This window comes from Thermomicrobiales bacterium, from assembly GCA_023954495.1.
Taxonomy (GTDB): Bacteria; Chloroflexota; Chloroflexia; order Thermomicrobiales; family CFX8; genus JAMLIA01.
On the sequence record JAMLIA010000026.1, the window covers coordinates 1 to 22,823 of the forward strand.

The following is a 22,823-nucleotide window of genomic DNA, read 5'->3' on the forward strand; positions in this document are numbered from 1 at the left end:
CGCCGACCCGGATATCACCGCCGCCGTCATCGCCGAGATTCCGCGCGGCCTCGCCTTCGCCATGCCGACCGAGCACGAGGTGCGCCTCGCCGAGTTGCTGACGAGCCGGGTGCCGTCGGTCGAGCAGATCCGCTTCACCAACTCCGGCTCGGAAGCGGTCATGATCGCGATCAAGGCGGCTCGCGCCTACACCGGGCGCGGCAAGATCATGAAGTTCGAGGGCAGCTACCACGGCTCATACGACTTCGCCGAAGTCTCAATGACACCACCGGTCGATACCTGGGAGATGGACGAACCGCCCTCGCTGGCCTACTCGGCTGGCACGCCGGACGGTGTCCTGGAGAACGTCATCGTCTCGCGGCTGAACGACCTGGCGCTGACCGAGCGGCTGATCGAGCGCAACTGGCAAGACCTCGCCGCCGTGCTGATCGACCCGATGCCGATGCGCGCCGGCCTGATTCCGGCCGACCTGCCCTTCCTGAACGCCCTGCGTGAGATGACTCGCGAACGCGGTATCGTCCTGATCTTCGATGAGGTCATCGCCCTGCGCAACGCCATCGGCGGCACGCAATCGCTGCTGGGCATCACGCCCGACCTGACGACGATGGGCAAGATCATCGGCGGCGGCTTCCCGGTCGGCGCGGTCGGTGGCTCAGCCGAGGTGATGAGCGTCTTCGACCCCCGGCAGGGCTATCCAAAGGCCCCGCACGGCGGCACCTTCAACGCCAACCCGATGACGATGGTGGCCGGGCTGGCTGCGATGCAGAAGATGACGGCGACCGAATATGAGCGGCTGGCGACACTCGGCGCGCAGCTGCGCGAGTCACTGGCCGAGGCGATGGACGGCGCGCGCATCCACGGCCAGGTCACCGGTGGCGGGTCGCTGTTCCAGATCCATCTGCACGACCGACCGATCCGCGACTACCGCGGCAGCGTCCCGAGCTCCGACGAGCGCGAGCGCGGCGCGCGCCTGCACCGTGGCCTGATGGCACATGGCATCATCACAGCGCCATCGCTGATGGGTTGCCTTTCGACGCCGATGGGTGAGGCAGAGGTCAACGCCTTTGTCGATGCCTTCGTCGCGGCTGCAACCGAAGACTGACGACACCGGAGATGTCGGGAGGGCGCTACCTCCCCACCGTCCCGAAAGGATGATGCATGTCTGACGAACGGTCGCACCGCTCGATTCTGCGCAGCGATGCAGCGCTGGACCTGACCAGCGACTTCTGGATGCATAGCCACTTCCGCGCGATGGCCGAGGTCTATCGCTCGCTGCTGACGCAGGCCGAACTGCTACCCGGCGACCACGTCCTCGATGTCGGCTGTGGCAGCGGCACGCACTTCGCCTGGCTGGCTGCCATCATTGGCCCCGAGGGCAGGATCGTCGGGATCGACTCCGACCCGGAGAATCTCGATCTCGCGCGCAGCCGGATCGCCGGTGAGCCGTGGGCGAATCAGGTCGAGCTCCACGCAGGCCCGATGTCGCCACTCCCCTTTGCCGATGGATCATTCGATGCTGTCTGGTGCGCCGGATCGCTGCAATACGTCGCCGACCCGGTCGGTGCGATCCGCGATATGGTCCGCGTCGTCCGACAGGGCGGCAAGGTCGCGATTCAGGATGTCGAGATGCACCCGATGCTCCTCGGCCCGATGCCGGACAACCTGCTCATCGCGCTAAAGGACTGCCTGCCGCGTGGCGAGACCGGCACCGATGAAGGGTATGTCGACTGGTTCACCGGCCACAAGCTACGCGGCTATCTGCTGGAGGCCGGCGTGCGTGAGGTGCGTGGCTACCTCCGCATGCGCGAGTATGTCCATCCGCTGACGACCGATGAGCGTCGCTTCCTGGATGTCGCGATCCCCTATCTCTGCACCGAGTCGCCGGGCATCCCGACACTGCGCGCCGAGCAGCAGGCAGCACTCAGCCAGCTTGTCGAGCCGGCCAATGACGCGCCGATCCTGGCGCAGCCGGACTTCCAGTTTGTTGAAGGACGGGCGCTGGCGGTCGGCGTTCGATAGTCGGACAATATCGCCGCTCAGAGGGTGACGGAGCGAAGACATTAAGGGGAAGAGGACGAGGGATGCAACCACGGGTCGTGGCAGTTAGCCGGAGCGCGACACACTCAATGACGAAACCAACACAGCCGGAGATTCGATTGCTCGCCGGTCTTGGTGTCGATGGCGATACTCACGCCGGTGTCTCTGTTCAGCATCGTGCACGCGTCGCACGCAACCCGGATCAGCCAAACCTGCGTCAGGTGCATCTGATCCACGAGGAACTATTCGCAGAACTCCTGCCGAAAGGCTTCGCGATGGATGCTGGCGTGATGGGCGAGAACGTGACAACCCGTGATCTCGATCTACTCGGCCTGCCAACCGGCACACGGCTGCGTCTTGGTGACGAAGCGTTGATCGAGATTACCGGGCTGCGCAATCCATGCGCACTGCTCGACGACATTCAGCCAGGTCTGATGAAGGCAACGCTGGATCGCGACGAAGAAGGCAATCTCATTCGGAAGGCCGGGATCATGGCCGTCGTCCTCACCAGCGGTGTTGTCCACCCAAATGATCCAATCGAAGTCATTCTGCCGGAGGAGCCGCACACACCCCTTGTTCCGGTCTGATCACGCCGGTGGCTCACAACCTGCGGCGGGGAAGATGACGTAGCACGCAATCTGGAAGTGAGCAGGGGCATGGTTCAATCGGCCGACCGCATCCTCGTCCGGCTCCACGAACGGCAAGTTCCCTACCGACTCTTGTCGATTGTGCCCGGGCCGACGCCGACATCCCATCCGAAGCTGACGACGATCGCATTTCGCAGTGGCCGCGGCATCTGGACGCTCGTCGTCATCCGGCTCGGAGACACGATCGACCTCGCTCGCCTTGCGCGCGTCATCGGCGTCCGGCCCGCTGACCTCACGCCGATCTCCGCCGCAGATGCGCACGACGCGCTGGGCTACGATCTGGATAGCCTCGCCCCGATCCCGCCAACAAACCAGGCGCGCGTAATCTTCGACGAGGCCGTCGCGCGGCTCGACATCGCCTGGTGCGGATCGGGCCGCGCCGGTCAGACGCTCGAAATCCGCGTCCACGACCTGCTCGCGATCGCAGGGGGCCGCGTCGTGCGGCTGGTTCGTGATTAGCGGGGCGACCACCATGGGCACGTAGCTGCATTGGACAGCATCCGACGGGTGGGAGATCTCTCACTGCGGTTCGAGATGACAGAGGAAAGGGTCGGCTGTCGGATCGGGCCACTTGCCATTGCTGGCACTGGTCGATCCGCTGGACTGGCAATCAGCATCGTATCCTGTCATCTCGAACCGCAGTGAGAGATCTCCCACCCGTCGGATGCAATCCAATGCAGCTACGTGCCCTCGCTGCTGAAGTCACCAGTCGACACGGGCGTTTGCGATTACCCCTCAACCACAATCGTCCCGACCATGCCCTGCGCGGCGTGCTCGGTGCAGGCGTAGGTGTAGGTGCCGGGGACGGTCAGGCGCACGTTGAAGCGTTGGCCGGGTTGGAGCAGGCCGGAGTCCCAGACGGGCGCGCGCTCCGGGAGTGCGGCCACGCCGGGGAGTTTGGTCGGATCGCAGGTCGCTGTGTGGGGGGCGCTGCCGGTCGCGAAGAAAGTGACGGTGTCGCCGACGCTGACCGTCAGATCGGCGGGATCGAACGACGGCGCATCGGTCATGTTGATAGTGAACGCTTGCGGGCCGACTGCCGTTGGTGACGCAGATGGCGTCGCATCGTCGCCTCCTCCGCATGCCCAGACGAGCGGGGTGAGCGCCATGCCGACTGCAATTCGAACGAATGCGCGCCGATTGACCACCTGCGCCAAGCAACCCTCCACATCATCGACGACGTGCAAATCCTGGCAAGGATTGTGCTGTGTATCCATCGGTCGACGTCAGCAAATGCGAAGTTTCTCGCATTGCAGTTGCCGCCAAGCCCGGTTATTCTAGACAATAGCCGTGTGGTGTCTGCAACATGACGCCGCTGCCGATTGGCAGCACGGCCAAGAGGCATGTCGCAATCGTCCACCAGGGAGGGCGGAATCTATGGCGTTTGAGCTTCCGAAACTACCGTATGCAGAAGATGCACTCGAGCCCAACATCGATAAAGAGACGATGAGCATTCACCATGACAAGCACCATGCTGCTTATGTCAATAACCTGAATGCTGCCGTCGAGGGCACCGAGTTCGCCGATATGGCAATCGACGATCTGCTGCGCAACATCAGCAAGGTCCCGGCGGACAAGCAGACCGCAGTTCGCAACAATGGTGGCGGCCATGCCAACCACACCATGTTCTGGGAAATCATGGGCCCGGATGGTGGCGGCGCGCCGACCGGCGATCTGGCAGACGCGATCAACAGCACCTTCGGCAGCCTTGATGAGCTGAAGTCCAAGGTGAACGCGGCCGGCGCTGGCCGGTTCGGCTCCGGCTGGGCCTGGCTGATCGTCAATGGCAGTGGCGAACTTGAGGTCATCAGCACCGCCAATCAGGATAGCCCGCTGATGGATGGCAACTATCCGCTGCTCGGCGTCGATGTCTGGGAGCACGCATACTACCTCAAGTACCAGAACCGCCGCCCGGACTACCTCGCCGCCTGGTGGAACACCATCAACTGGGACGCGGTCGCCGCACGCTACGCCAAGGCGAAGGCGTAACACCTGGCTGATTGATTCGGTGAGGGCGGGCGGCCCTCACCACCGCCCAAAGGGCATCCACCCCCTCTCCCAACGTTGGGAGAGGGGGTGTCATTTTGCTGGAGGAGTGGCTGCCGTGGTACGGCACCCCTCTCCCCGCGGGAGAGGGGCGGGGGGTGAGGTCCCTCAGTCATCCAGACCGGCGATGGTCGCGGCGATCTCGGCGGCGAGTTCGGTGGGACGGTGGAGGGGGATGGCGGGCGACGTTTCAGAGAGCCAGACAAGCCGACGGTCCGGCGAGCGACGCAGGCCCATGAGCGCGGCGTCGGCGCTGTGCTGCAGGCGGGTAAGGTCGGCGCGGACACGCTCGTCGTCCGACGATCTATCAGCCAGCACAAGCGCGACCGGTGCAACGATCGCTTCGAAATAGTTCGCCAGCTGATACGCGCGGAATGCCTGCACGATCCGGTGCCGATTCTCCGGAGACAGTCGCGGGCTGACGCTTTCATCGTCATGTACCCGAACCGTGCTCAGCATGATGTCATCAAGCTCGGCGCGCCAGGGTACGTCAAGATGTGCCCTCATCCGGCTCAGGAATCCGCTACGGGTCAGCTCGCCAGGCTCCTCGGTCGTGTCCGAATCATCCGGCTGCGCCATCACGCCGCCATTCACCAGCACGACGGCGCTGACGCCATACGGGTACAGGCCGGCGTAGGCGAGCGCGACCTCGGCACCCCACCCGTGCCCGACGATGACCGGCAGCCGGAGGTTGAGCGCTTCGGCCAGCTCGCGATTGTCACGCACGATCCGTTCGATGTCATAGTCGGCGTCCGGCGAATCGCTCTCGCCATGACCGCGCTGATCGACCGCGATCACGCGCCTGTCGCCGCCAATGATCGGTCCAACGAGATCCCAGATGTGTCGCGATGATCCCAGCCCGTGAATCAGCAACACTGGCGGGCGAGCGTCCCCGCCTGCCCACTCATGCCAGGCCAGGCGCACACCGTCAACATCAGTTGCGCCATCCCGCTGCTCAACTCCGCTCATCACCCCACCCTCTCCACAGGACATGTGCTGCCGCTTGACACCGCTGCAATGGTGGCACCGAACGGGCGCAACAACCAACGCTTGTCGCTGCATCGCCGCTCAAATCGCAGAAACACCACCGCCCGTTGCCTGTGCAGCGGGCGGTAGGTAGCTCATTCTGTTTCAGCGAGGTTACGGGATCGGTGTTGGCGATGCGGACAGTGGCCGGGCGGTGGCCGGAGCCGGGCGAAGCTGCTCGACGAACGTGACGATGGCCGTGATGTCGTCCTGAGTCAGCGTCGCGACATGCTCGGTGATCTTCGTCGCGATCTGCTCATTAGTCAGACCGGCGAACGTCGTATCCACCAGCGTCTTGTAATCGCCATCCGTCAGTGCCGCGATCTCTTCGGCCGGCAGGTTGGCGATGGCGATGTGCCGCTTGAGCGCCTCACTGACCAGCGCGTTCATCTCGTCAGCCGGGACCTCCGCGTAAGCTGGGTCCTTGGCAATCACTGCGGCCACAACATCGTCGACCGTCTGATAGGTCGGTGTCGTCGGCTCAGTCGGTTCCGGCGTTGCCGTCGGTTCGGCCGGCTCGGTTGGCTCCGGCGACGGAATCGGCGTTGGCTCAACGGTCGGCTCGGTCGTCGGTTCTACGGTCGGCTCCGTTGTCGGGCTTGGCTCGACGGTCGGCTCAGTCGTCGGCAGCGGCGTTGGCGTTGCCTCAACAGGCGCGGTTGGCTCCGGTGTCGGCGTGACCGCAGGTTCGGTCGGTTCCGGCGTTGGCGTCGGCTCGACAACCTCGTCCGTCACGTCCGGCGTCGGCTCGACAGGTGGGACCGGCGGTACGGCGGGCACCGGGTCGCTGCCAAGGTGATAGACCTCGACCGAGTTGTTGCGATCCAGGCCGAGCGCGGTGAACGCTTCCCAGTTCATTTCAATGACCCAGTGGGCCAGCCAGCTGCCCAGGTGCGGGTCGGCGACCATGTCACCGACGGTGCAATCGATCGTCACACCGTTGGCGGAGAGGCGCAGCTTGTAGCCGGGGATGTAGCCCGGTCGCACGCAGTAGTAACCGTTGGGATCGTCCTGCCACCCCGGAGCGATCAGGTTCCAGCTCTCGTACAGCCGGAGCGTGCGCTCCCACCAGGCGCGGTCGTAGCTCGGCGAATAGTAGGCTGAGTGCCCTGCGCCGAGGAGCTGCCCGACTTCGGAGCCAGGTGCTGGCGTGACCGGTGCCGATGGGTACTGCGCCAGCAGTGTGTCGCGCATCTGCACGACCTTCTCGACGAAGACCTGCTGGGCCGGATCGTTGTCATCCGGCTGGCCGCCCGAGTAGTAATCGGCAACGATGTCAGCGAAGTTCAGCGACTGCGGGTTCCAGCGGGCGACGTCGCGCGCGGCGTAGGCAGCGTTCAGACCCGGATCGGACATGACCGTCTTGATCGTGATCTCCTCATCGGAGACCTGCAAGCGGGTCATCGAGCCGTCGGAGCCAGCGACAACCGCGTTGATCGCCGTGTTGGTGTTGGTCTGCGTCTGCGTGTCGGTCGGCTCGGCGGTCGCGGTCGGCTCCGGTGTGATCACCACCTCAACGGGTGGCGTGGTCTTTGAGGTCGTCTTCGTCGTCACCGTGCCGGACTTGGCGGTTGCCGCAGCCTTGGCCTTTTCCTCAGCCAGCTTCTCGGCGGTCGACTTCTCCGGGACACCCAGCTCCATCGCAGCCTCAGGCCGCAGGCCGAGGATGCCCTTGCCGCCGTTCTTCAGCGTTGCGGACGGGTTGCCGTTTGATGCAACCAGCTCGATCGCTGCCAGCAGGTGCGGATCGATCAGATTCGCTGTCGCGGCAGCAACGATCTCTTCACCGAACGGGATGCTGCTGGCCAACGGCACCAGCGACGGGTTCGTCGGCTGCGACAGGTTGCGCCACAGGCGATAGTGCAAGCCGACATCGGTCGATTCGACGCGCGGCCCCTCTGGCGCGTTCGGTCGATAGACCAGCACGCGGCGCTCGAAGGCCTGAATCATGACACGTTCCGGCTGGCCGCCAATCGTCGTATCGAGCCAGTACGGCTCAGTCAGCGGATGACCCAGCAGATACAGGTCGGGATAGGGCTGATTCGACGCCCAGGTGTTGAATGGCTCAGCGATGTTGTGGGCGGTGACGGCATCAAACGCGCCGATCGAGACGATCGAATCAGCGACTGCGCCGAGCGTGACAACGCCGGATGCATCCACCAGCGCCGTCACCATCGCGTCCGGTGTGGCGGAACGCGGAACGACCGAGTCGTGCTCAACCAGTCCGAGGCCGGAGCGCGTTGTCGTCGGAGTATCAACTGAAGCGAGCGGCGCGAGTGTCGCGTAGGTCAGTGCCTGTGCCTGCGCCGCATCACCGACGACGGGGATCGTCGCCCGGCCACGCTTGACCTCGACATCATCACCGAACGGGATTTCGCCGGTCAGCATCTCGCGGACGAGCGAAGCGGGAACGACGTACCACGGGTTTGATTGGTCTTCAGAAGGATCGGGAATATCGAGGCGACCCTTTTCGTAATAGACCATCGAGCGCAGACCAGTCGGGCTGTCCTGCTGATACTCAACTGCAAGAGCAAGCGGCTGCTCGCCCCATAGCCACGGCTGGCCGGTGAGCGCGGCGTCACCGTCGCCTTGTTGCCAGGCCGCCTGAATCGCCGGGTTCACCTCTGGTGCGGGCGCAACCGAAGTCGTTACCGGCAGGTCTTCCTCAGCGCGGGCAATGAGTGCGGATTGCAATGGTGCGATCAAAGCGAGGAGCAATGCGAACGTCACGACAATCGTTCGCAGCCACGCCGGTGGGTGAAACGTCACAATGATCCTTCCCGCCACAGGATTGCACAGCATCGTGCAGCATCCGTGGTTGAGCGTTCTTGCTTGACAGCATACCGGTATCAGCGCCATTCGTCATCCCTGCAATCATGACGACAAGGCAATCTGCCAATACCGGATGGCCCGTGGATTGTACCGAGGAGGCTTCCCATCAGCCAAACCAACGCTGCCACGCAACAGATCACGCAGGCATACTTGCCCGCAGAACGGTTGCTCTACCGTTTACAACGAACGAAGTCGGGACAAGGATGCATACATGCCGCAGTTCATCACGGTTGCCCGGGCCGAGGAGATCCCGGTCGGGACGCCGAAGCAGGTCTTTGTCGAGGATCAGCCGATCGCAATCTGCAACGTCGACGGCGAGTTTTTCGCCATCAGCGACATCTGCACCCACGATGCCTACTACCTTTCATATGGCAGGCTCGATGGAGATGAGATCGAATGCCCGATGCACCGGGCTGTCTTCAACGTCCGTACTGGTGAAGTGGAAATTCCGCCGGCGGAGAAATCACTACGCACATTCGCTTGCCGCGTCGTCGATGGCGAGGTGCAGATCGAGGTCTAACTCATCACAATGCCAGAGGCTTGTCCTCAGTGATCCAGCGCGCCACCCGGCCGGTCCAGACCGGGCCCAGCACGCCAATCGCCATCCATATAAACGCTTCAACCGTGATGCTCATACGCGTTTCGTCGGGTCCGGGATCACTGTAATCGCCAAGCACGAACATGGCGATCCACTGGATCAGGACGGCAGCGAGCCAGATCAGCCAGACGTGTCGCGGTCGGAACACGAAGCCGACCGCGAGCGCCACAACTGGGAGCAGCAGCAGCGGCAGAATGTTGTCCGCGTCCGAATTCCAGACAACCCAGAAGATCGGCGCAATCAGCACCAGCATCGACAGCCAGTGCTCGCGCGCGGCGGTAGACAGCCATGCAGATAGATGCAACGACCGTGTCATGGTGCCCTCCTTGTCCATTCCACGAGGAGCCTACGCCCGGACGAATGTCACCAGCGCAATACGCGGCTCGGCACTATGTCAGTCTCGTATCAGACCGGCGGTCGCGCGTCCGCCCATGGTGCCGCTGCCTCGAACGCTGCCGAGGCGCGCAGGCACAGGTCGTCGCGATGCCACGGAGCGACAATCTGCAGACCGACCGGCATGCCTTCGGACGTGAACCCGCAGGGAACCGACGAAGCCGGCCAGCCGGTGACATTGAATGGGAACATGAACGGCCAGCGCCCGCCGGAGAGCTGCTGAACCGACTGTCCGTCGATATCACCTGGCTGACTGTCATACGGCCAGGCAACGCAGGGCATCGCCGGGGTCAGCAACAGGTCGTACTGATCCATGAACGCACGCGCCTGATCGTAGAACGCGGCTCGCGATGTCAATGCGCTGAGCAGCTCGCCGGTCGTGATGTTCTTTCCGATTTCAATAATGGCTGCCATGCTCGGATCAACCCACTCCGGGCGATCCGCCACCTGCGGCCCGTACTTGGCAGCGATGCCGGAACGATAGAGGATCGCGTGCCAGTCGGCGGGAATGTCCCAGCCCGGGTTGGCCTCCACAACCTCGCAGCCGAGATCGGCGAAGCGCTGCGCTGCCGCCTCGGTCAGTGCACGAATCTCCGGATCGACCGGCGCGTAGCCGAGGTCGGCGCTCCAGGCGACACGCAACCCCTTCAGGTCGCCGTCGCAGGCGGCCAGGTAGTCGTCCGGCTGCGCGTCGATCGAGAGCGGGTCGCGATGGTCCGGGCCGGCCATCACCGACAGCAGCAGCGCCGAGTCACGGACCGTCCGCGACATCGGGCCGACGTGCGAGCGCGTCGTCCAGTAGTCGGCGCTGGGCCAGAACGGCACCCGACCGAACGACGGCTTCAGTCCATAGATGCCACACAGCGCTGCCGGGATGCGGATTGACCCTGCGCCGTCCGAGCCGAGCGCCAGGGGCCCAGCACCAACGGCGACTGCCGCACCGGCTCCACCACTGGACGCACCCGAGGTGCGCTCGAGGTTCCACGGGTTGCGCGTCGCCTCCATCAGCAGGTTGTCGCACATGTCCTTGTGGCCGAACGCAGGGGTGTTGGTCTTGCCGAAGATGATGGCTCCGGCATCGCGGATACGCTCGACCGAAGGGGCATCGAAGTCCGGCACGTTGTTCTCGAAGAACTTCGAGCCGTTCGTCATGCGCATGCCCTTGGAGGCGAACAGGTCCTTGATCGAGACGGGGATGCCGTGCAGCGGCCCGAGGTCGTCGCCGCGAGCCACTGCCGCTTCGGCCTCACGCGCGGCCGCCAGTGCCCCATCAGCGTCGAGCGTCATGAAGGCGTGGACCGAAGGTTCGGCTTCAATGCAGCGAGCCAGCACCGCCTCCATCAGCTCGACCGGCGAGAGCCGCTTGGCGCGAATCTCTTCACGGAGCTCCGTTGCCGGTGTGAAGCACAGGTCAGTTGTTGACGACATGATTTCTCCCCTCCCGTTCCCAACGTCTCGATGCTCAGGCGAGCGACGCGTACCACTCGCGGACAACAGCAGTGATGCCCGGGCCGTCGAGCTGGTAGTGCGCATACAGCGCTGCTGGTGGGCCGATCACTGCAAACTCGTCGTAGATGCCGTGGCGCCGCGATCCCCTCCTCGGCCAGCACCTCGGCAACTGCAGAGCCCAGCCCGCCGGTGATGTTGTGTTCCTCGACGGTGATGATCCGCCCGGTTTCGCGAGCGGCGCGGATGATGGCCTCGCGATCCAGCGGACGAACCGTGTGCAGGTCGAGCAGGCGGCAGTCGATCCCCTCGCTCGCCAACGCCTCGACCGCCTCGACTGCTGCCGCCATCGTCAGGCCGTTCGTGATAATAGTCAGGTCGCTGCCGTCGCGATAGGTGATCGCCTTACCAAACTCAAAGTCCGGCACGCCCTCGTGGTAGACGACCGGCTCCCGGCCGCGACCGAGCCGGAAGTAGATCGGCCCCGGCCAATTGAGCGACGCTTCGATGCCGGCCTGAATCGACGGCGCATCGGCTGGGCAGAAGACGGTCAGGTTCGCCATCGTCCGGGTGATCGACAGATCCTCCAGCGCGTGGTGGTTCGTGCCGTAATAGCCCATCGTGATGCCGGCGTGGTGGGCCAGCACGCGCACCGGCAGGTCGTTGTAGGCCAGGTCGGTGCGGATGTGCTCGGCAGCGAGCAGCGCGACGAACGCGGCGAAGGTGCCAATGAAGGGCATTTTGCCGCACGCCGCCATGCCGGCCGCGACCGAGACCATGTTCTGTTCGGCGATGCCGACGTTGACGAAGCGCTCCGGCCACTCCTCGGCGAAGTCGCTGAGACGATTCGAGTGCTTCAGGTCGGCGGTCAACCCAACGATCTCAGGATGCTGTCCAGCCAGCCCGGCCAGTACCCGCCCGGAGACAGCCTCCGTCGTCTGTTTCGCCGAGGTTGTCAGGCTCCAGGAGCGCTTGTCGTGCAGCTCGGTTGGCGGCGCAGCGCTGGGTGGCGTAACAATCGAGACGGGCGCGGTGGCGCTGGTGCGCTCACTCGCCGGCTTCGCGCGCGCGATCGTCGCCCGCTCGGCGCGATGCTGTCGCGCCCAGTCGACGTGATCGCCGTAGGCGGGGGCCGGATCGTCGCCGACCAGCTCGGCCATCGCCCGGTCGTAGTCCTCGCCGAGTAGCAGGCCCAGGTGCCACTCCCGCGAGAGGTCCATGAACGACAGGCCGTAGCCTTTGCGCGTGTGGGCAATGATGCAGAGTGGTCGCGGGTCGGTCCGCTGATCGAGCGCGTCGAACGCATCGACCAATGCGCCGAGGTCGTGGCCGTCGATCTCCCAGACTTCCCACTTAAAGGCGCGGAACTTGTCGGCCAGCGGCTCGATCGGCATGACTTCTTCGGTGAAGCCGTCCAGCGACATCTGGTTGCGGTCGACGATGGCGACGAGATTCGAGAGCTCGAAGTTACCGGCGGCCATCATGGCCTCGTAGTTCTGACCCTCATTCATCTCGCCATCGCCGAGCAGGCAGTAGACGCGATAGTCCAGCCCGTCCATCCGCCCGGCCAGCGCCATACCGGCCGACACTGAGAGGTTGTGGCCCAGCGAGCCGGACGAGAAGTCCGCGCCGGGGATCAGCTTCATATCGGGATGGTCGCCGAACGGGCTGCCGACACGGGTGTAGGTATCGAGGAGCGACGGCTCGTAGTAGCCCAGATCGGCGAGCAGCGGATACTGTCCGACAGCGACGTGCCCCTTGCCGAGCACCAGGCGGTCGCGATTCTCCCAGCGTGGCTCCTCCGGTCGAATGCGCAGCGTGTGATAGTAGAGCGCCGAAAAGATCTCGGCACAGGAGAAGACGCTCGTGTAGTGCCCGCTCTTGGCAATCGCGATCAGCCGCAGCGTCTCTGTCCGCACGAACTTCGCACGGTCGGCCAACACCGCCAGCAATTGTTCGCGTCCCGCAGTGTCGGTCGTTGTAACCTGCTCGTCCCGCATTGAACTCTTCCTCCCTCAGGCGTCTGCACGCCGACTATCCCTCGCCGTGAACCTCTCGCACCCTGGCGAACGCGGCATCGGTGCGCTGCAGCGCCTCGGCCACGTCATCTTCAGTGAGTGCTGTCGAGAGGAACCAGTTGTGCCAGGGGTGCATGTAGACACCGCAGCGCGCAGCCTCGGCACTAAACGTGAACGCGCGCTCGAACTCGGTGTCCTGAACAAAGCTCATGAATGGGACGGTGACCGGGCCGGTCTGGCGGATGCTGAGCCCATGAGAAGCGGCCTGCGCCGCCAGACCTTCACGGAGCACCGCGCCGACGCGCTCCATCTGGTGGATGCCGTCGGTCTCTCGCAGCGTCTGAATCGTCGCGATCGAGGCAGCCATCGGCACGCCGGAGAACCAGTAGGAACCGGTCGAATAGATGCTCGCGGCGGCGTCACGCGCTGCTTCGTTTCCCAGCACTGCCGCGAGCGGCTGGCCGTTCGCGATCGCCTTACAGTAGGTCAGCAGATCGGGCTCGACGCCGAGCGGCGCCCAACTGCCGCCCATGTCGATACGGAATCCGGCGCGGATATCATCGAGGATAAGCAGTGCGCCGGTGTCGTCGCACACGTCGCGCAGCCCGCGTGCGAACTCCGGATCGACAAGCTCCTGGTCATACCAGGCATCGTGGCGGAACGGCGTTACGAGCACAGCAGCCAGGTCGGTACCAGCCTGACCCGCCGCCGCGTGGACACTCTCCAGATCGTTATAGGTATAGAAGAGCTGATTGGCGCGATCTTCCGGCGTCACCCCAGCGCCGCGCGGCGTGCACCAGGGTGCAGCACCGTGATACGCGCCGGTCGCGCGCAGAATCGTCTTGCGGCCGGTGTGCGCGCGTGCCACCGATACCGCGTAGGTCGTGGCATCGGTGCCGTTCTTGGCGAACCACGCCCAGTCGGCGTGCGGGGTGATATCGACCAGCAGCTCGGCAAGCTCGACCCAGCGCTCGGTCGGGCCATTGAAACAGTCCCCCTGCGCCTGTTGCCTGGCAATCGCGTCGACGACAGCAGGATGCTGATAGCCAAGCACGATCGGCCCGAAGCCACACATCAGATCGATGTACTCGTGCCCGTCGACATCCCACAACCGGCTGCCCTGCCCGCGCGCGAAGAACTGCGGAAAACCCTCCGGCAATCGCGCCGTGGACTGATGCCCGTAGACACCTCCCGGCACAACCGCCCGGGCACGCTCCTTCAATGCCGCATTGTGCTGCAGGTGCGCCTCCCCAACGCTGAGATTCTCCCGACCCGCCACATTCATCCCGCCTGACCTGTCCTCACTTACCGCTGCTGCGGCATCAACGCTTATTCGCCGGCTAGCCACCGGCGCGGATTCTCGACCAGCATCGTGGTGATCTCTTCGTCGGAGAAGCTAACCTCACGCAACATCACCGGTACCCCCTCAAGCACGTAGGTGTAGCCGGGGCCGCCATAGGCGGCGCGCTCGGAGATATGGCAGATGTCCTGAGACAGCAGGATCTGGTTGAGGTAGCCACGGTTGGCCAGCTCGCGCACGCCGTTGATCCGGCGTTGCTGATCCCAGCCCAGGCGTGGATCGTTACGATCGAACTCGACGTATGCGCCGCGCCTGGCAACTGCTTCGTGGAAGTCCGAGTGCGGATAGTGGTCGCAGTGGGAGACGACGACCCGGCGCAGGTCGGTGCCTTCCTCCTCCAGGATGTCCAGCAGATCCAGCCCGACCGGCGCGAAGTTGGCGTGCAGCGACATCGGCATGCCAGTGATGCGCTGGGCGCGCGCAGCACCGCGCAACGCCCGCTCTTCCAGCGGCGTCACCCACTCGCGCTCGCAGCCGTTCTCGCCGATGACACCCGGATAGATGCCGGTGTCGCCGACGCCATGTTCGATTTCGGAGATGATCCAGTCGGTGATCGCGCGCACCGACGATTTCTCGACCGCCGGATCGATGTAGGGATTGCGGTAGTAACCACAGCCCATGATGATGTTGAGGCCGGTCTCTTCGGCGACCCGTCGCAGCATCTGCGGATCGCGACCGAAGCAGTCCGTCGTCAGATCGACCAGCGTCGATCCGCCGGCATCCTTGAATTGCTGCGCCTCGATGATCGCCAGCTCGAGGTCATCGAGATAGCCATCGCGGCTGCGACTCATCCGGTAGAGGTCGAGCTGCAAATGTTCGTGCGGCAGGGTGATCCCCAGGTCGTCGCCGGATACCGGCCCGGTTACCGTCATGACTGATGTCGCCACTGCTCCCCCTGTCTCCGCACGATTGCCGACCGGCAATCTGCGCGTCTATCTCTCCAGGCCCACGAAGGGCCAGATCTCCCCAATTTCGTTGGCGGCAGCGATGGTCTGCTCAATGATCTCCGGGTTGTGATGGATGTTCCGGTAAGCCGGAGACACCACACTCACCGCACCGATGACTTGCCGCTTCGGTCCGCTGATCCAGACCGGCGCGGCGACGGCGACGACCTCGTCGGCAGACTCCTGGTCGTTGATCGCGTAGCCGCGTTCGCGAATCAATCGGAACTCATCCTGCAGTTGCGCCAGATCGGTGATGGTGTGGTCGCCGAGCTTCGGTGTGCCGCGCTCGACCAGCACGCGCAGGGCTTCATCCTCGGGCAGGTTCGCTAGCCACACCTTGCCGCCGGCGGTTGCGTGCAGGACAAGGTCTTCGCCGAAGTAGTCGACCACCTTGACGCGCCGCGGGCTCTCGGCCTTGGCGACGAGCACGAGCCGCCCATTCTGGAGCCAGTTCAGCTCGGCGAGCTCCTGCGATGAGTCCGACAGGCGGCGCAGGATAGGCAAGACCAGGTCGTACATCTCCATTGAGCGCACATGCCGGAAAGCGAGGCCCAGCAGGCGGGTCGACAGGCGGTAGTGCTGGGTCAGCTCGTCTTTATAGATGTAGCCGTGCGCGGACAGGCTGGTGAGGATGCGGTGGATCAGCCCCTTGTTGATGCCCATTTCGGTGCTGATGTCAGTCACGGTGCAGCCTTGCGGCGAGCCAGAGAGCATCTCAATAATCGCCATCGCACGTTCCACCGCTGAGACGCTGGAATGCGATGCCACCTCAATCCGGGGCCTGCTACGTGATGATTTGCGGTCGGCCATCGTCACCCTTCGATCTTCGCTTCATGCCATCCGGCACACAGAAGAGATCGCTCACCATGCCGGTAATCGCACAGTAGATCATGGGTCGCTGGCGGTCTACATAGGCGCTGTACGTGCTTGAACGGTTGACCCGGCGGAAGCCGGAATTGCAGCTGCATTGACAACAACGCACAACGTTTTTATACTGCCGTTGCCAATAGTAACGCTGTTACCTAACGAAACGCAATCTCAACTCGCGCAGCACACGCCGCTATGCAGTCGAGATCAGCAGTACCACCGGGGTGCGTCAACGCATGGGTCGCACCGTCCAGCGCAATGCCAGGAAGGACAGCTGATGTCAGCCGGCACACCATCCGTCGAGATTCCACGACACGGCCGCCGAAGCGAAGAGCTGTGGGGCGAGATGGATGCGGCTCGCGAATCTGATGTCGCCTGGCATTCGGGTCGCGTCGCCGCGCTCGTCTATCTGCCGGGCGACGATGTCGCGCAGGTGGCTCGCGAAGCCTATCTGCGTTTCTTCTCGGAGAACGGTCTGTCGGCGCGGGCATTCCCCAGCCTCGCACGCTTCGAGGACGAGGTTGTCCGGATGACCGCCACACTGCTACACGGCGACGAGCACGTCGTCGGCAACATCACATCCGGCGGCACGGAAAGTATCGTGCTGGGCCTGAAGATCGCGCGCGACAAGGCGCGAGTCGATCAGCCGCAGATCGCGCAGCCGCAGATGGTCGTGCCGGAAACGGCGCACCCGGCCTTCAACAAAGGCGCGCATCTGCTGGGTATCGAGGTTGTCCGCGTGCCGGTCGGTACCGACTTCCGAGTACGAGCTGCCGACATCGAGGCCGCCATGACCGAGAACACCATCCTTGTCGCCGGATCAGCCCCGAACTATCCATACGGCATGGTCGATCCGATCCCCGAAATGGCAGCGCTGGCTGCCGAGCGCGGGATCAGCTTCCACGTCGACGCCTGTATTGGTGGCTTCTTCCTGCCGTTCCTGGAGCGATTGGGCAACCAGGTCATCCCATTCGATTTCCGCGTGCCGGGTGTCACCACGATCTCCGCCGATCTGCATAAGTACGGCTTCGCGGCGCGCGGTGCCTCGACGATCCTCTGTCGCAACGACGAGATCGGCCAGTATCGGATTACCACGTTCACCGACTGGCCGGCCGGGACCTACTCGACGCCAACGATGGCCGGGTCGCGTCCGGGTGGCGCAATCGCGTCGGCCTGGGCGGTGATGCAGTACCTCGGCGAGGACGGCTATACCCGCCTGACCGAACAGGCGATGGACGCCACGCGCCGTCTCATTGATGGAGTCACCGAGATTCCCGGCTTTGAAATCTATGGCGAGCCAGACACCTCCGTCCTTGCCTTCGGCTCACCGGATTACGACATGGCAGCGGTCGCGACCGAAATGGAGCGCCGCGGCTGGTTCGTCCACATTCAACGCTATCCAGCGGGCATTCATCTCATGCTCTCGCCCGGACATGCACCGTTCATTGACGACTATCTCGCAGATCTTCGCGAGGCAGTTGCGCTGGTTGCACGCGGCGAGGGCACCAGCGACGGAAGGGAGGCGGTCTACGGCTAAAGTCCGCGCCGAACAGGCGCGACTGCGCGGGACTCTTGGGGATGGGATAGCGTCGGGGAGCTACGGAATCTGTAGCTGGCGTGGGCGCACGAAACCGGAATTACACGTCCACACGACGTGCATGACGACGCCGGATCGGCGTCACGCTCAGGAGGAGACAGAATGAGTCTGAAAGCTTCGATCTTCCGTGCCGAACGTCTGAGTCGGCGGCGACTCCTCGCCGGTATGGGCGTGATCAGTGGCGGCGTGCTCGCCAGCTCATTGCTGGCCGCCTGCGGTGGCAGCGATGACGAGGAGACACCAGCAGCGTCTGGTGGTACCACGCCCGAGGCAACGGCAGCCGATTCCGGTAGCGAGACCGCAACCGAAGCCCCCGCAGAAGCCACGACCGATGCAGGTGCCGAGAGCAGCCCGACCGAGAGTGGAGAGGCGGCCGCGACCGAACCGAGCAACGAGGCGGCTGGAGAAGGCACGTATGGCGGCGTCTTCAACGCAGCAGTGGAGTCACCGCCGCCGACGCTCGATATCGCCATCACATTGGCAGCCGCCGCTCGTGAGGCGACACTCTACTGGCACGAATCCATCGTCGCCTACGGCGAAGGCTATGAGATCGTGCCGCTGGTCGCCGACAGCTGGGAAGCCAGCGACGACGGCATGACCTACACCTTCACGCTGCGCGATGCCAAGTTCAGCAACGGCAAGCAAATGACCAGCGACGACGTCGTGGCGTCCTTCGATCGCTACATGGATGTCACCGCCCGCGCGAGCGCGTTCGAGATGGTCGATTCGTGGGAAGCGCCGGACGACAAGACGTTCGTCATGAACCTGTCCTTCCCCACGATGACGCTCCTCGACGCGCTGGCCTATCCGGTCGGCACGCCGGTCGTGTTCCCGCGGGAGGTCATCGAGGGCAAGGAAGCCGGCAAGCTGGCGAACGAGGACATGATCGGCACCGGACCCTACAAGCTGGCCGAGTGGAAGCCAGACCAGTACCTCAAGCTTGTCCGCAACGACGAGTACGTCGTCACCGGCACCGAGCGAGACGGGCTGGGAGGCGCGCGCGTCCCGTACTTCGACGAGATCAACCTGATCCCGGTGCCGGAAGTGGCCGGTCGTGTCGCAGGTCTGGAAACCGGCGAATATGACTACGCCGCCTCACCGGCCACGACCGAGTACGACCGGCTCAACGAGAACTCCGACATCACGCCGTACATCATCGAGGACCAGCGCTGGATCGTCATCCTGTTCAACTTCCGGAACGACATCTCGAACAATCTCAAGTTCCGCCAGGCGGTCCAGGCGGCGCTCGACATGGACTCGCTCGGACAGTCGGTGACGAACGGACGCAAGGAGTTCTATACCGTTCAGCCGTCGATGTGGTTCAAGAGCTCACCGTGGCACACCGAAGTGGGTGCCGAGCTCTACAACCAGAACGACATCGAGAAGGCCACTCAGCTCCTGCAGGAATCCGGCTACGCGGACGAAGAGATCGTCATGGTCACCAACCGCAACTACGATTACATGTACAAGACCATCGTGACCGCTGCCGAGCAGCTCAAGGCGATCGGCATGAACACCAAGGTCGAGGTTATCGACTGGCCGGCCCAGCAGGCGCGCTGGAAGGAGCCGGACTGGCAGATGAGTGTGACCGGCTATCTCTCCCAGGGCATCTTCGCCCCGGATGCGTTCGGCGCGTTCTACGGCGGCGGCGGAGCAGACGCTGGTGCCGGATATGACAACCCGGACATGACCAAGGCGTTCGAAGACGCCCAGAAGGCGACGACGCTTGAGGACCGCAAGGCCGCTTTCGAGCAGGTTCAGCGCATCTGGTATGACGATGTCCCCGGTATCAAGACCGTTGACACCAACGGCCTGACAGCTCTCCGCGCTGATGTCCAGGGTTACGTGCCGTGGTACAACACCACCCGCTTCTGGACCTGCTGGCGCGACGAATAGCACTTCCTGTCTCCGGCGCGAGCCAATGCGCTCGCGCCGGTTTCCAGCTCTCGCTCGGATCACCGCTCTTCGGGATGGATGGAGATCATGGCAGTCTATATTCTTCGGCGGCTCATCGCGTTCATCCCGACTCTGCTGATCGTGTCGCTACTGATCTTCTTCATGATCTATCTCATCCCCGGTGACCCGGTCGCGACGATGCTCGGGCCCGAGGCCACCGCCGAGGCGACCGAGAAGCTGCGCGAAGAGCTCAACCTCAATCAACCGCTCCCCGAACGACTGGTCACCTGGTACTCCGACGCCATTCGCGGCGATCTCGGCGATTCGTTCTTCCTTCATCAGCCGGTTGCCAGCGCGCTCGTTGAGCGGCTGCCGGTGACGCTGAGTCTGTCGATCTTCGCCCTGATGATTGCCACCATCACCGGCATCCTGGCCGGTGTGATCGCCAGCATCCGCCACGGTCGCTTCGCCGACTGGGGCATCATGCTGCTGGCCATGCTCGGCATCTCGATCCCGATCTTCTGGCTGGCACTCAACATGATCTTCCTGTTCTCGGTGCGCCTCGGCTGGTTCCCGACCGGCGGCTACGTCGCCTTCTCCGAGAGCCCGGTCGAGTACTTCAAGCATCTGCTGCTGCCGGCGCTGGCGCTCGGGCTGGCCTACACGGCACTGATCGCCCGCATGACCCGCTCGAGCATGCTCGAAGTGTTGCGCCAGGATTATGTCCGGACAGCGGAAGCCAAGGGGCTACGCGAGCGCGTCGTCGTCCTGCGCCACGCCTTCCGCAACGCGCTGATCCCGATTGCGACGGTCGTCGGCCTGACGGCCGGGGAGCTGCTCTCGGGCAGTGTGATCACCGAGACAGTCTTCAACCTGCCCGGTGTCGGGCGGCTGGTGATTGAAGCGGTCAAGCGGCGCGATTACCCGGTCGTGCAGGGCAGCATCCTGCTGATCACGATGCTCTATCTCTTCGTCAATCTGGCGGTCGATCTCCTGTATGGATGGATCGACCCACGTATCCGCTATCGCTAGCGACGACGGAACCAATCGTATGAGGATGATGCTATGTCAACTGACGTAACGCAGCGTACGACCAAGTCCGTTGCCGCCAAAACCAACGATCTGGCGGTGCAGAGTCCGCGCCGTCAGCTCCTGCGCCGGTTTGGTCGCAGCCGTTCAGCACAGATCGGCCTCGGGCTGACGGCCATCATCGTGGTGGTGTCACTCTTCGCACCGTTGCTCTCCGACCAGGAGCCCAACGCGATGTCGCCAATGGCGATCCTGCAGGGGCCAACCCGCGACCATCTCTTCGGCACCGATGACTTCGGCCGCGATGTCTTCACCCGCGTCCTCTATGGTGGCCGCATCTCAATCTTCGTCGGCTTTACCGTCGCGCTGATCACCGGCGTCCTCGGTGTCCTGATTGGCGCAGTGACAGGCTACTATCAGCGCGTCGATGGCCCAATCATGCGCATCATGGATGCCTTGATGGCTTTCCCGGCCATTCTGCTGGCGATCGGCATCATGGCGATCCTCGGTCCACGGCTGATCAACATCATTGCGGCATTGGTGATCGTCTATACGCCGCGCTGTGCCCGCGTCGCCCGCGGGTCGGTCATCGCCATCCGCGATCAGGACTTCGTGCTGGCTGCCCGCGCGATCGGCATTAGTGGCAGGCGCATCATGCTGCGCCACCTGATTCCCAACAGCATGGCACCGGTGCTGGTGCAGCAGACATTCATCCTGGCCGTGGCGGTGCTGGCAGAGTCCAGCCTGAACTTCCTCGGCGTCGGTGTCCCGCCCGATGTCCCGACGCTGGGCAGCATCCTGAGCGACTCGCGCACCTTCCTGCGTGATGCACCCTGGATGTCGATCTATCCGGGTATCTTCATTTCGGTCCTCGTCCTCGGCTTCAACCTCCTGGGCGATGGTCTCCGCGATGTCCTCGATCCACGCATGCGGCTCTGAGGCATAGACATACGGCAGACAATTCCGGGGAGGGGTGATCTCGATGGCACAGGTAGGTCTCGGTCAGATTGGCTGTGGCACGTGGGGCCAGGTCATGCTGACTGCGTACAGCGGTCACGAGCAGGTGCAGATCCAGGCTGTCTGCGATGTGAACGGCGACCTCGCGCGCCAGGTCGCCGACACGTTCGGCGCGGAGGCCTGGTACGACAACATCGAGGATCTGCTGAAGCATCCGGGGATCGACGCAGTCGGTATCGCCACACCGGACTACGCGCACCGCGAGGCGGTCGTCGCAGCGCTGGATGCCGGCAAGCACGTCCTCGTCCAGAAGCCGTTCGCAACGACCGTCGATGACTGCAAGGCGATGGTCGAGGCGGAGGAGCGATCGGGCCGCTACCTGATGATCGACTTCCAGCATCGCTGGGGCATCGGCTTCGCTGAGGCACGCGCCGCCGTCGAGAGCGACACGTTCGGCAAAGTCGTCCACGGCCACATCCGCATGAGCAACAGCCAGCGCGTGCCGACGCAGATGCTGTCGTGGTCGGGGCAATCGAGCGTCCTCTGGTTCCTCGGCACCCACACGCTCGACCTGCTGCGCTACATCACCGGCAGCGAGGTCGAGCGCGTCTACGCCGTCTCACGGCGCGGCGTCCTCGAATCGCTCGGCATTACGACGCCGGATTTCTTCCAGTCGACGCTGGAGTTCGCAAACGGTGCCTGCATCCAGATGGAGAACTCCTGGGTGTTGCCCGAGGGCGAGATCGCGTTGATCGAGCTGAATATGGAACTGTATGGCGCGAACGAGTGTGTGCGCGTCAACCAGGCACCGTTCAATGTGATCCAGACGACGACGAAGGACGGGCTGGTTGTGCCGGTCAACGCCCGCTCGGCGGTCATGGCCCGGGGCCGCTCGATCGCCTACTTCCTGGATTGCGTGGCAGCCGGCACCAAGCCCTCGATCAGCGGTCACGATGGACTGATGAACACGGCGACGCTCGTTGCCATCGAGAAATCCATCGCCGAGGGCCGACCGGTCGAGCTTGCCGAAGTCCTCTGACACCCAGCTGATCTGTCGGAGCAGACGCTGCCTGTCTGCTCCGGCGGATGACCTGATTGACATCGACCGCCATACTCTGTTAATCACAGTG

The 22,823-nt window shown here is 63.9% G+C and carries 20 protein-coding genes; 11 read left to right on the forward strand and 9 right to left on the reverse strand.

Features of this window, described 5'->3' with window-relative positions; genetic code table 11:
* The 4 genes from M9890_07040 to M9890_07055 all read left to right on the forward strand — a co-directional run.
* Positions 1 to 1,102 (forward strand): aminotransferase class III-fold pyridoxal phosphate-dependent enzyme (locus M9890_07040; protein MCO5176710.1); only part of this gene is annotated, 1,102 nt, incomplete at its 5' end.
* Between the two features lie 56 nt (positions 1,103 to 1,158).
* Positions 1,159 to 2,019: a methyltransferase domain-containing protein gene (locus M9890_07045; GenBank protein MCO5176711.1), complete on the forward strand. Its 861-nt coding sequence runs from the start codon at positions 1,159 to 1,161 to the stop codon at positions 2,017 to 2,019.
* Positions 2,020 to 2,126: 107 nt separating this feature from the next.
* Positions 2,127 to 2,624 carry an MOSC domain-containing protein gene (locus tag M9890_07050; GenBank protein ID MCO5176712.1) on the forward strand — a complete coding sequence of 166 codons (498 nt, stop codon included), beginning with the start codon at positions 2,127 to 2,129 and terminating at the stop codon, positions 2,622 to 2,624.
* 69 nt (positions 2,625 to 2,693) lie between these two features.
* On the forward strand, positions 2,694 to 3,143 hold the full coding sequence (locus tag M9890_07055) for a YbaK/EbsC family protein (protein MCO5176713.1): 450 nt from the start codon (positions 2,694 to 2,696) through the stop codon (positions 3,141 to 3,143).
* Between the two features lie 269 nt (positions 3,144 to 3,412).
* Here the strand turns inward: M9890_07055 and M9890_07060 are convergent, their stop codons facing one another.
* Positions 3,413 to 3,832: a plastocyanin/azurin family copper-binding protein gene (locus tag M9890_07060; protein ID MCO5176714.1), complete on the reverse strand. Its 420-nt coding sequence runs from the start codon at positions 3,830 to 3,832 to the stop codon at positions 3,413 to 3,415.
* Between the two features lie 229 nt (positions 3,833 to 4,061).
* Here M9890_07060 and M9890_07065 point away from each other — a divergent pair, with 229 nt between their 5' ends.
* Positions 4,062 to 4,673, forward strand: coding sequence for a superoxide dismutase (locus tag M9890_07065; protein ID MCO5176715.1), 612 nt, complete (start codon positions 4,062 to 4,064; stop codon positions 4,671 to 4,673).
* Between the two features lie 165 nt (positions 4,674 to 4,838).
* Here M9890_07065 and M9890_07070 read toward each other — a convergent pair whose 3' ends face one another.
* Positions 4,839 to 5,699, reverse strand: a complete 861-nt coding sequence (locus tag M9890_07070; protein MCO5176716.1) for an alpha/beta hydrolase — start codon at positions 5,697 to 5,699, stop codon at positions 4,839 to 4,841.
* A 171-nt stretch (positions 5,700 to 5,870) separates the two neighbouring features.
* Entirely contained in the window at positions 5,871 to 8,525 is a 2,655-nt protein-coding gene (locus tag M9890_07075) for a hypothetical protein (GenBank protein ID MCO5176717.1), read from the reverse strand.
* A gap of 274 nt (positions 8,526 to 8,799) precedes the next feature.
* On the opposite strand from M9890_07075, the gene M9890_07080 reads away from it, so the two are divergent.
* Complete coding sequence (locus M9890_07080) at positions 8,800 to 9,108, forward strand: non-heme iron oxygenase ferredoxin subunit (protein MCO5176718.1); 309 nt, start codon at positions 8,800 to 8,802, stop codon at positions 9,106 to 9,108.
* Positions 9,109 to 9,112: 4 nt separating this feature from the next.
* On the opposite strand, the gene M9890_07085 is transcribed toward M9890_07080, so the two are convergent.
* The 6 genes from M9890_07085 to M9890_07110 form a co-directional block, all read right to left on the reverse strand.
* Complete coding sequence (locus M9890_07085; GenBank protein MCO5176719.1) at positions 9,113 to 9,502, reverse strand: hypothetical protein; 390 nt, start codon at positions 9,500 to 9,502, stop codon at positions 9,113 to 9,115.
* Positions 9,503 to 9,591: 89 nt separating this feature from the next.
* Entirely contained in the window at positions 9,592 to 11,007 is a 1,416-nt protein-coding gene (locus M9890_07090; protein MCO5176720.1) for an amidase family protein, read from the reverse strand.
* Positions 10,920 to 13,025, reverse strand: a complete 2,106-nt coding sequence (locus M9890_07095; GenBank protein MCO5176721.1) for a transketolase — start codon at positions 13,023 to 13,025, stop codon at positions 10,920 to 10,922. Before M9890_07095 ends, M9890_07090 begins: the two co-directional genes overlap by 88 nt.
* A gap of 34 nt (positions 13,026 to 13,059) precedes the next feature.
* Positions 13,060 to 14,328, reverse strand: a complete 1,269-nt coding sequence (locus M9890_07100; GenBank protein ID MCO5176722.1) for an aminotransferase class III-fold pyridoxal phosphate-dependent enzyme — start codon at positions 14,326 to 14,328, stop codon at positions 13,060 to 13,062.
* Between the two features lie 44 nt (positions 14,329 to 14,372).
* Complete coding sequence (locus M9890_07105) at positions 14,373 to 15,290, reverse strand: hypothetical protein (protein ID MCO5176723.1); 918 nt, start codon at positions 15,288 to 15,290, stop codon at positions 14,373 to 14,375.
* 45 nt (positions 15,291 to 15,335) lie between these two features.
* The gene (locus M9890_07110) at positions 15,336 to 16,076 is read right to left on the reverse strand and encodes an IclR family transcriptional regulator (protein ID MCO5176724.1); all 741 of its coding nucleotides are present in this window, start codon (positions 16,074 to 16,076) and stop codon (positions 15,336 to 15,338) included.
* Between the two features lie 415 nt (positions 16,077 to 16,491).
* Between M9890_07110 and M9890_07115 the strand changes: the two genes are divergently transcribed.
* The 5 genes from M9890_07115 to M9890_07135 all read left to right on the forward strand — a co-directional run bounded on the left by M9890_07115 (position 16,492) and on the right by M9890_07135 (position 22,732).
* Entirely contained in the window at positions 16,492 to 17,751 is a 1,260-nt protein-coding gene (locus tag M9890_07115; GenBank protein MCO5176725.1) for an aspartate aminotransferase family protein, read from the forward strand.
* A 162-nt stretch (positions 17,752 to 17,913) separates the two neighbouring features.
* Positions 17,914 to 19,707: an ABC transporter substrate-binding protein gene (locus tag M9890_07120; GenBank protein MCO5176726.1), complete on the forward strand. Its 1,794-nt coding sequence runs from the start codon at positions 17,914 to 17,916 to the stop codon at positions 19,705 to 19,707.
* 87 nt (positions 19,708 to 19,794) lie between these two features.
* Positions 19,795 to 20,739 carry an ABC transporter permease gene (locus M9890_07125; protein ID MCO5176727.1) on the forward strand — a complete coding sequence of 315 codons (945 nt, stop codon included), beginning with the start codon at positions 19,795 to 19,797 and terminating at the stop codon, positions 20,737 to 20,739.
* A gap of 33 nt (positions 20,740 to 20,772) precedes the next feature.
* Positions 20,773 to 21,675, forward strand: coding sequence for an ABC transporter permease (locus tag M9890_07130; protein ID MCO5176728.1), 903 nt, complete (start codon positions 20,773 to 20,775; stop codon positions 21,673 to 21,675).
* A 43-nt stretch (positions 21,676 to 21,718) separates the two neighbouring features.
* Positions 21,719 to 22,732 (forward strand): Gfo/Idh/MocA family oxidoreductase, encoded by a 1,014-nt coding sequence (locus M9890_07135; protein MCO5176729.1) that lies wholly within the window; start codon positions 21,719 to 21,721, stop codon positions 22,730 to 22,732.
* Positions 22,733 to 22,823 lie beyond the last annotated feature (91 nt).

Excerpts from the sequence above, each read along its gene's own strand:
- M9890_07045 (MCO5176711.1), top strand. The coding sequence starts at position 1,159 with ATGTCTGACGAACGGTCGCACCGCTCGATTCTGCGCAGCGATGCAGCG.
- M9890_07050 (MCO5176712.1), top strand. The coding sequence starts at position 2,127 with ATGACGAAACCAACACAGCCGGAGATTCGATTGCTCGCCGGTCTTGGT.
- M9890_07055 (MCO5176713.1), top strand. The coding sequence starts at position 2,694 with ATGGTTCAATCGGCCGACCGCATCCTCGTCCGGCTCCACGAACGGCAA.
- M9890_07065 (MCO5176715.1), top strand. The coding sequence starts at position 4,062 with ATGGCGTTTGAGCTTCCGAAACTACCGTATGCAGAAGATGCACTCGAG.
- M9890_07070 (MCO5176716.1), bottom strand. The coding sequence starts at position 5,699 with ATGAGCGGAGTTGAGCAGCGGGATGGCGCAACTGATGTTGACGGTGTG.
- M9890_07080 (MCO5176718.1), top strand. The coding sequence starts at position 8,800 with ATGCCGCAGTTCATCACGGTTGCCCGGGCCGAGGAGATCCCGGTCGGG.
- M9890_07085 (MCO5176719.1), bottom strand. The coding sequence starts at position 9,502 with ATGACACGGTCGTTGCATCTATCTGCATGGCTGTCTACCGCCGCGCGC.
- M9890_07090 (MCO5176720.1), bottom strand. The coding sequence starts at position 11,007 with ATGTCGTCAACAACTGACCTGTGCTTCACACCGGCAACGGAGCTCCGT.
- M9890_07095 (MCO5176721.1), bottom strand. The coding sequence starts at position 13,025 with ATGCGGGACGAGCAGGTTACAACGACCGACACTGCGGGACGCGAACAA.
- M9890_07100 (MCO5176722.1), bottom strand. The coding sequence starts at position 14,328 with ATGAATGTGGCGGGTCGGGAGAATCTCAGCGTTGGGGAGGCGCACCTG.
- M9890_07110 (MCO5176724.1), bottom strand. The coding sequence starts at position 16,076 with ATGGCGATTATTGAGATGCTCTCTGGCTCGCCGCAAGGCTGCACCGTG.
- M9890_07115 (MCO5176725.1), top strand. The coding sequence starts at position 16,492 with ATGTCAGCCGGCACACCATCCGTCGAGATTCCACGACACGGCCGCCGA.
- M9890_07120 (MCO5176726.1), top strand. The coding sequence starts at position 17,914 with ATGAGTCTGAAAGCTTCGATCTTCCGTGCCGAACGTCTGAGTCGGCGG.
- M9890_07125 (MCO5176727.1), top strand. The coding sequence starts at position 19,795 with ATGGCAGTCTATATTCTTCGGCGGCTCATCGCGTTCATCCCGACTCTG.
- M9890_07130 (MCO5176728.1), top strand. The coding sequence starts at position 20,773 with ATGTCAACTGACGTAACGCAGCGTACGACCAAGTCCGTTGCCGCCAAA.
- M9890_07135 (MCO5176729.1), top strand. The coding sequence starts at position 21,719 with ATGGCACAGGTAGGTCTCGGTCAGATTGGCTGTGGCACGTGGGGCCAG.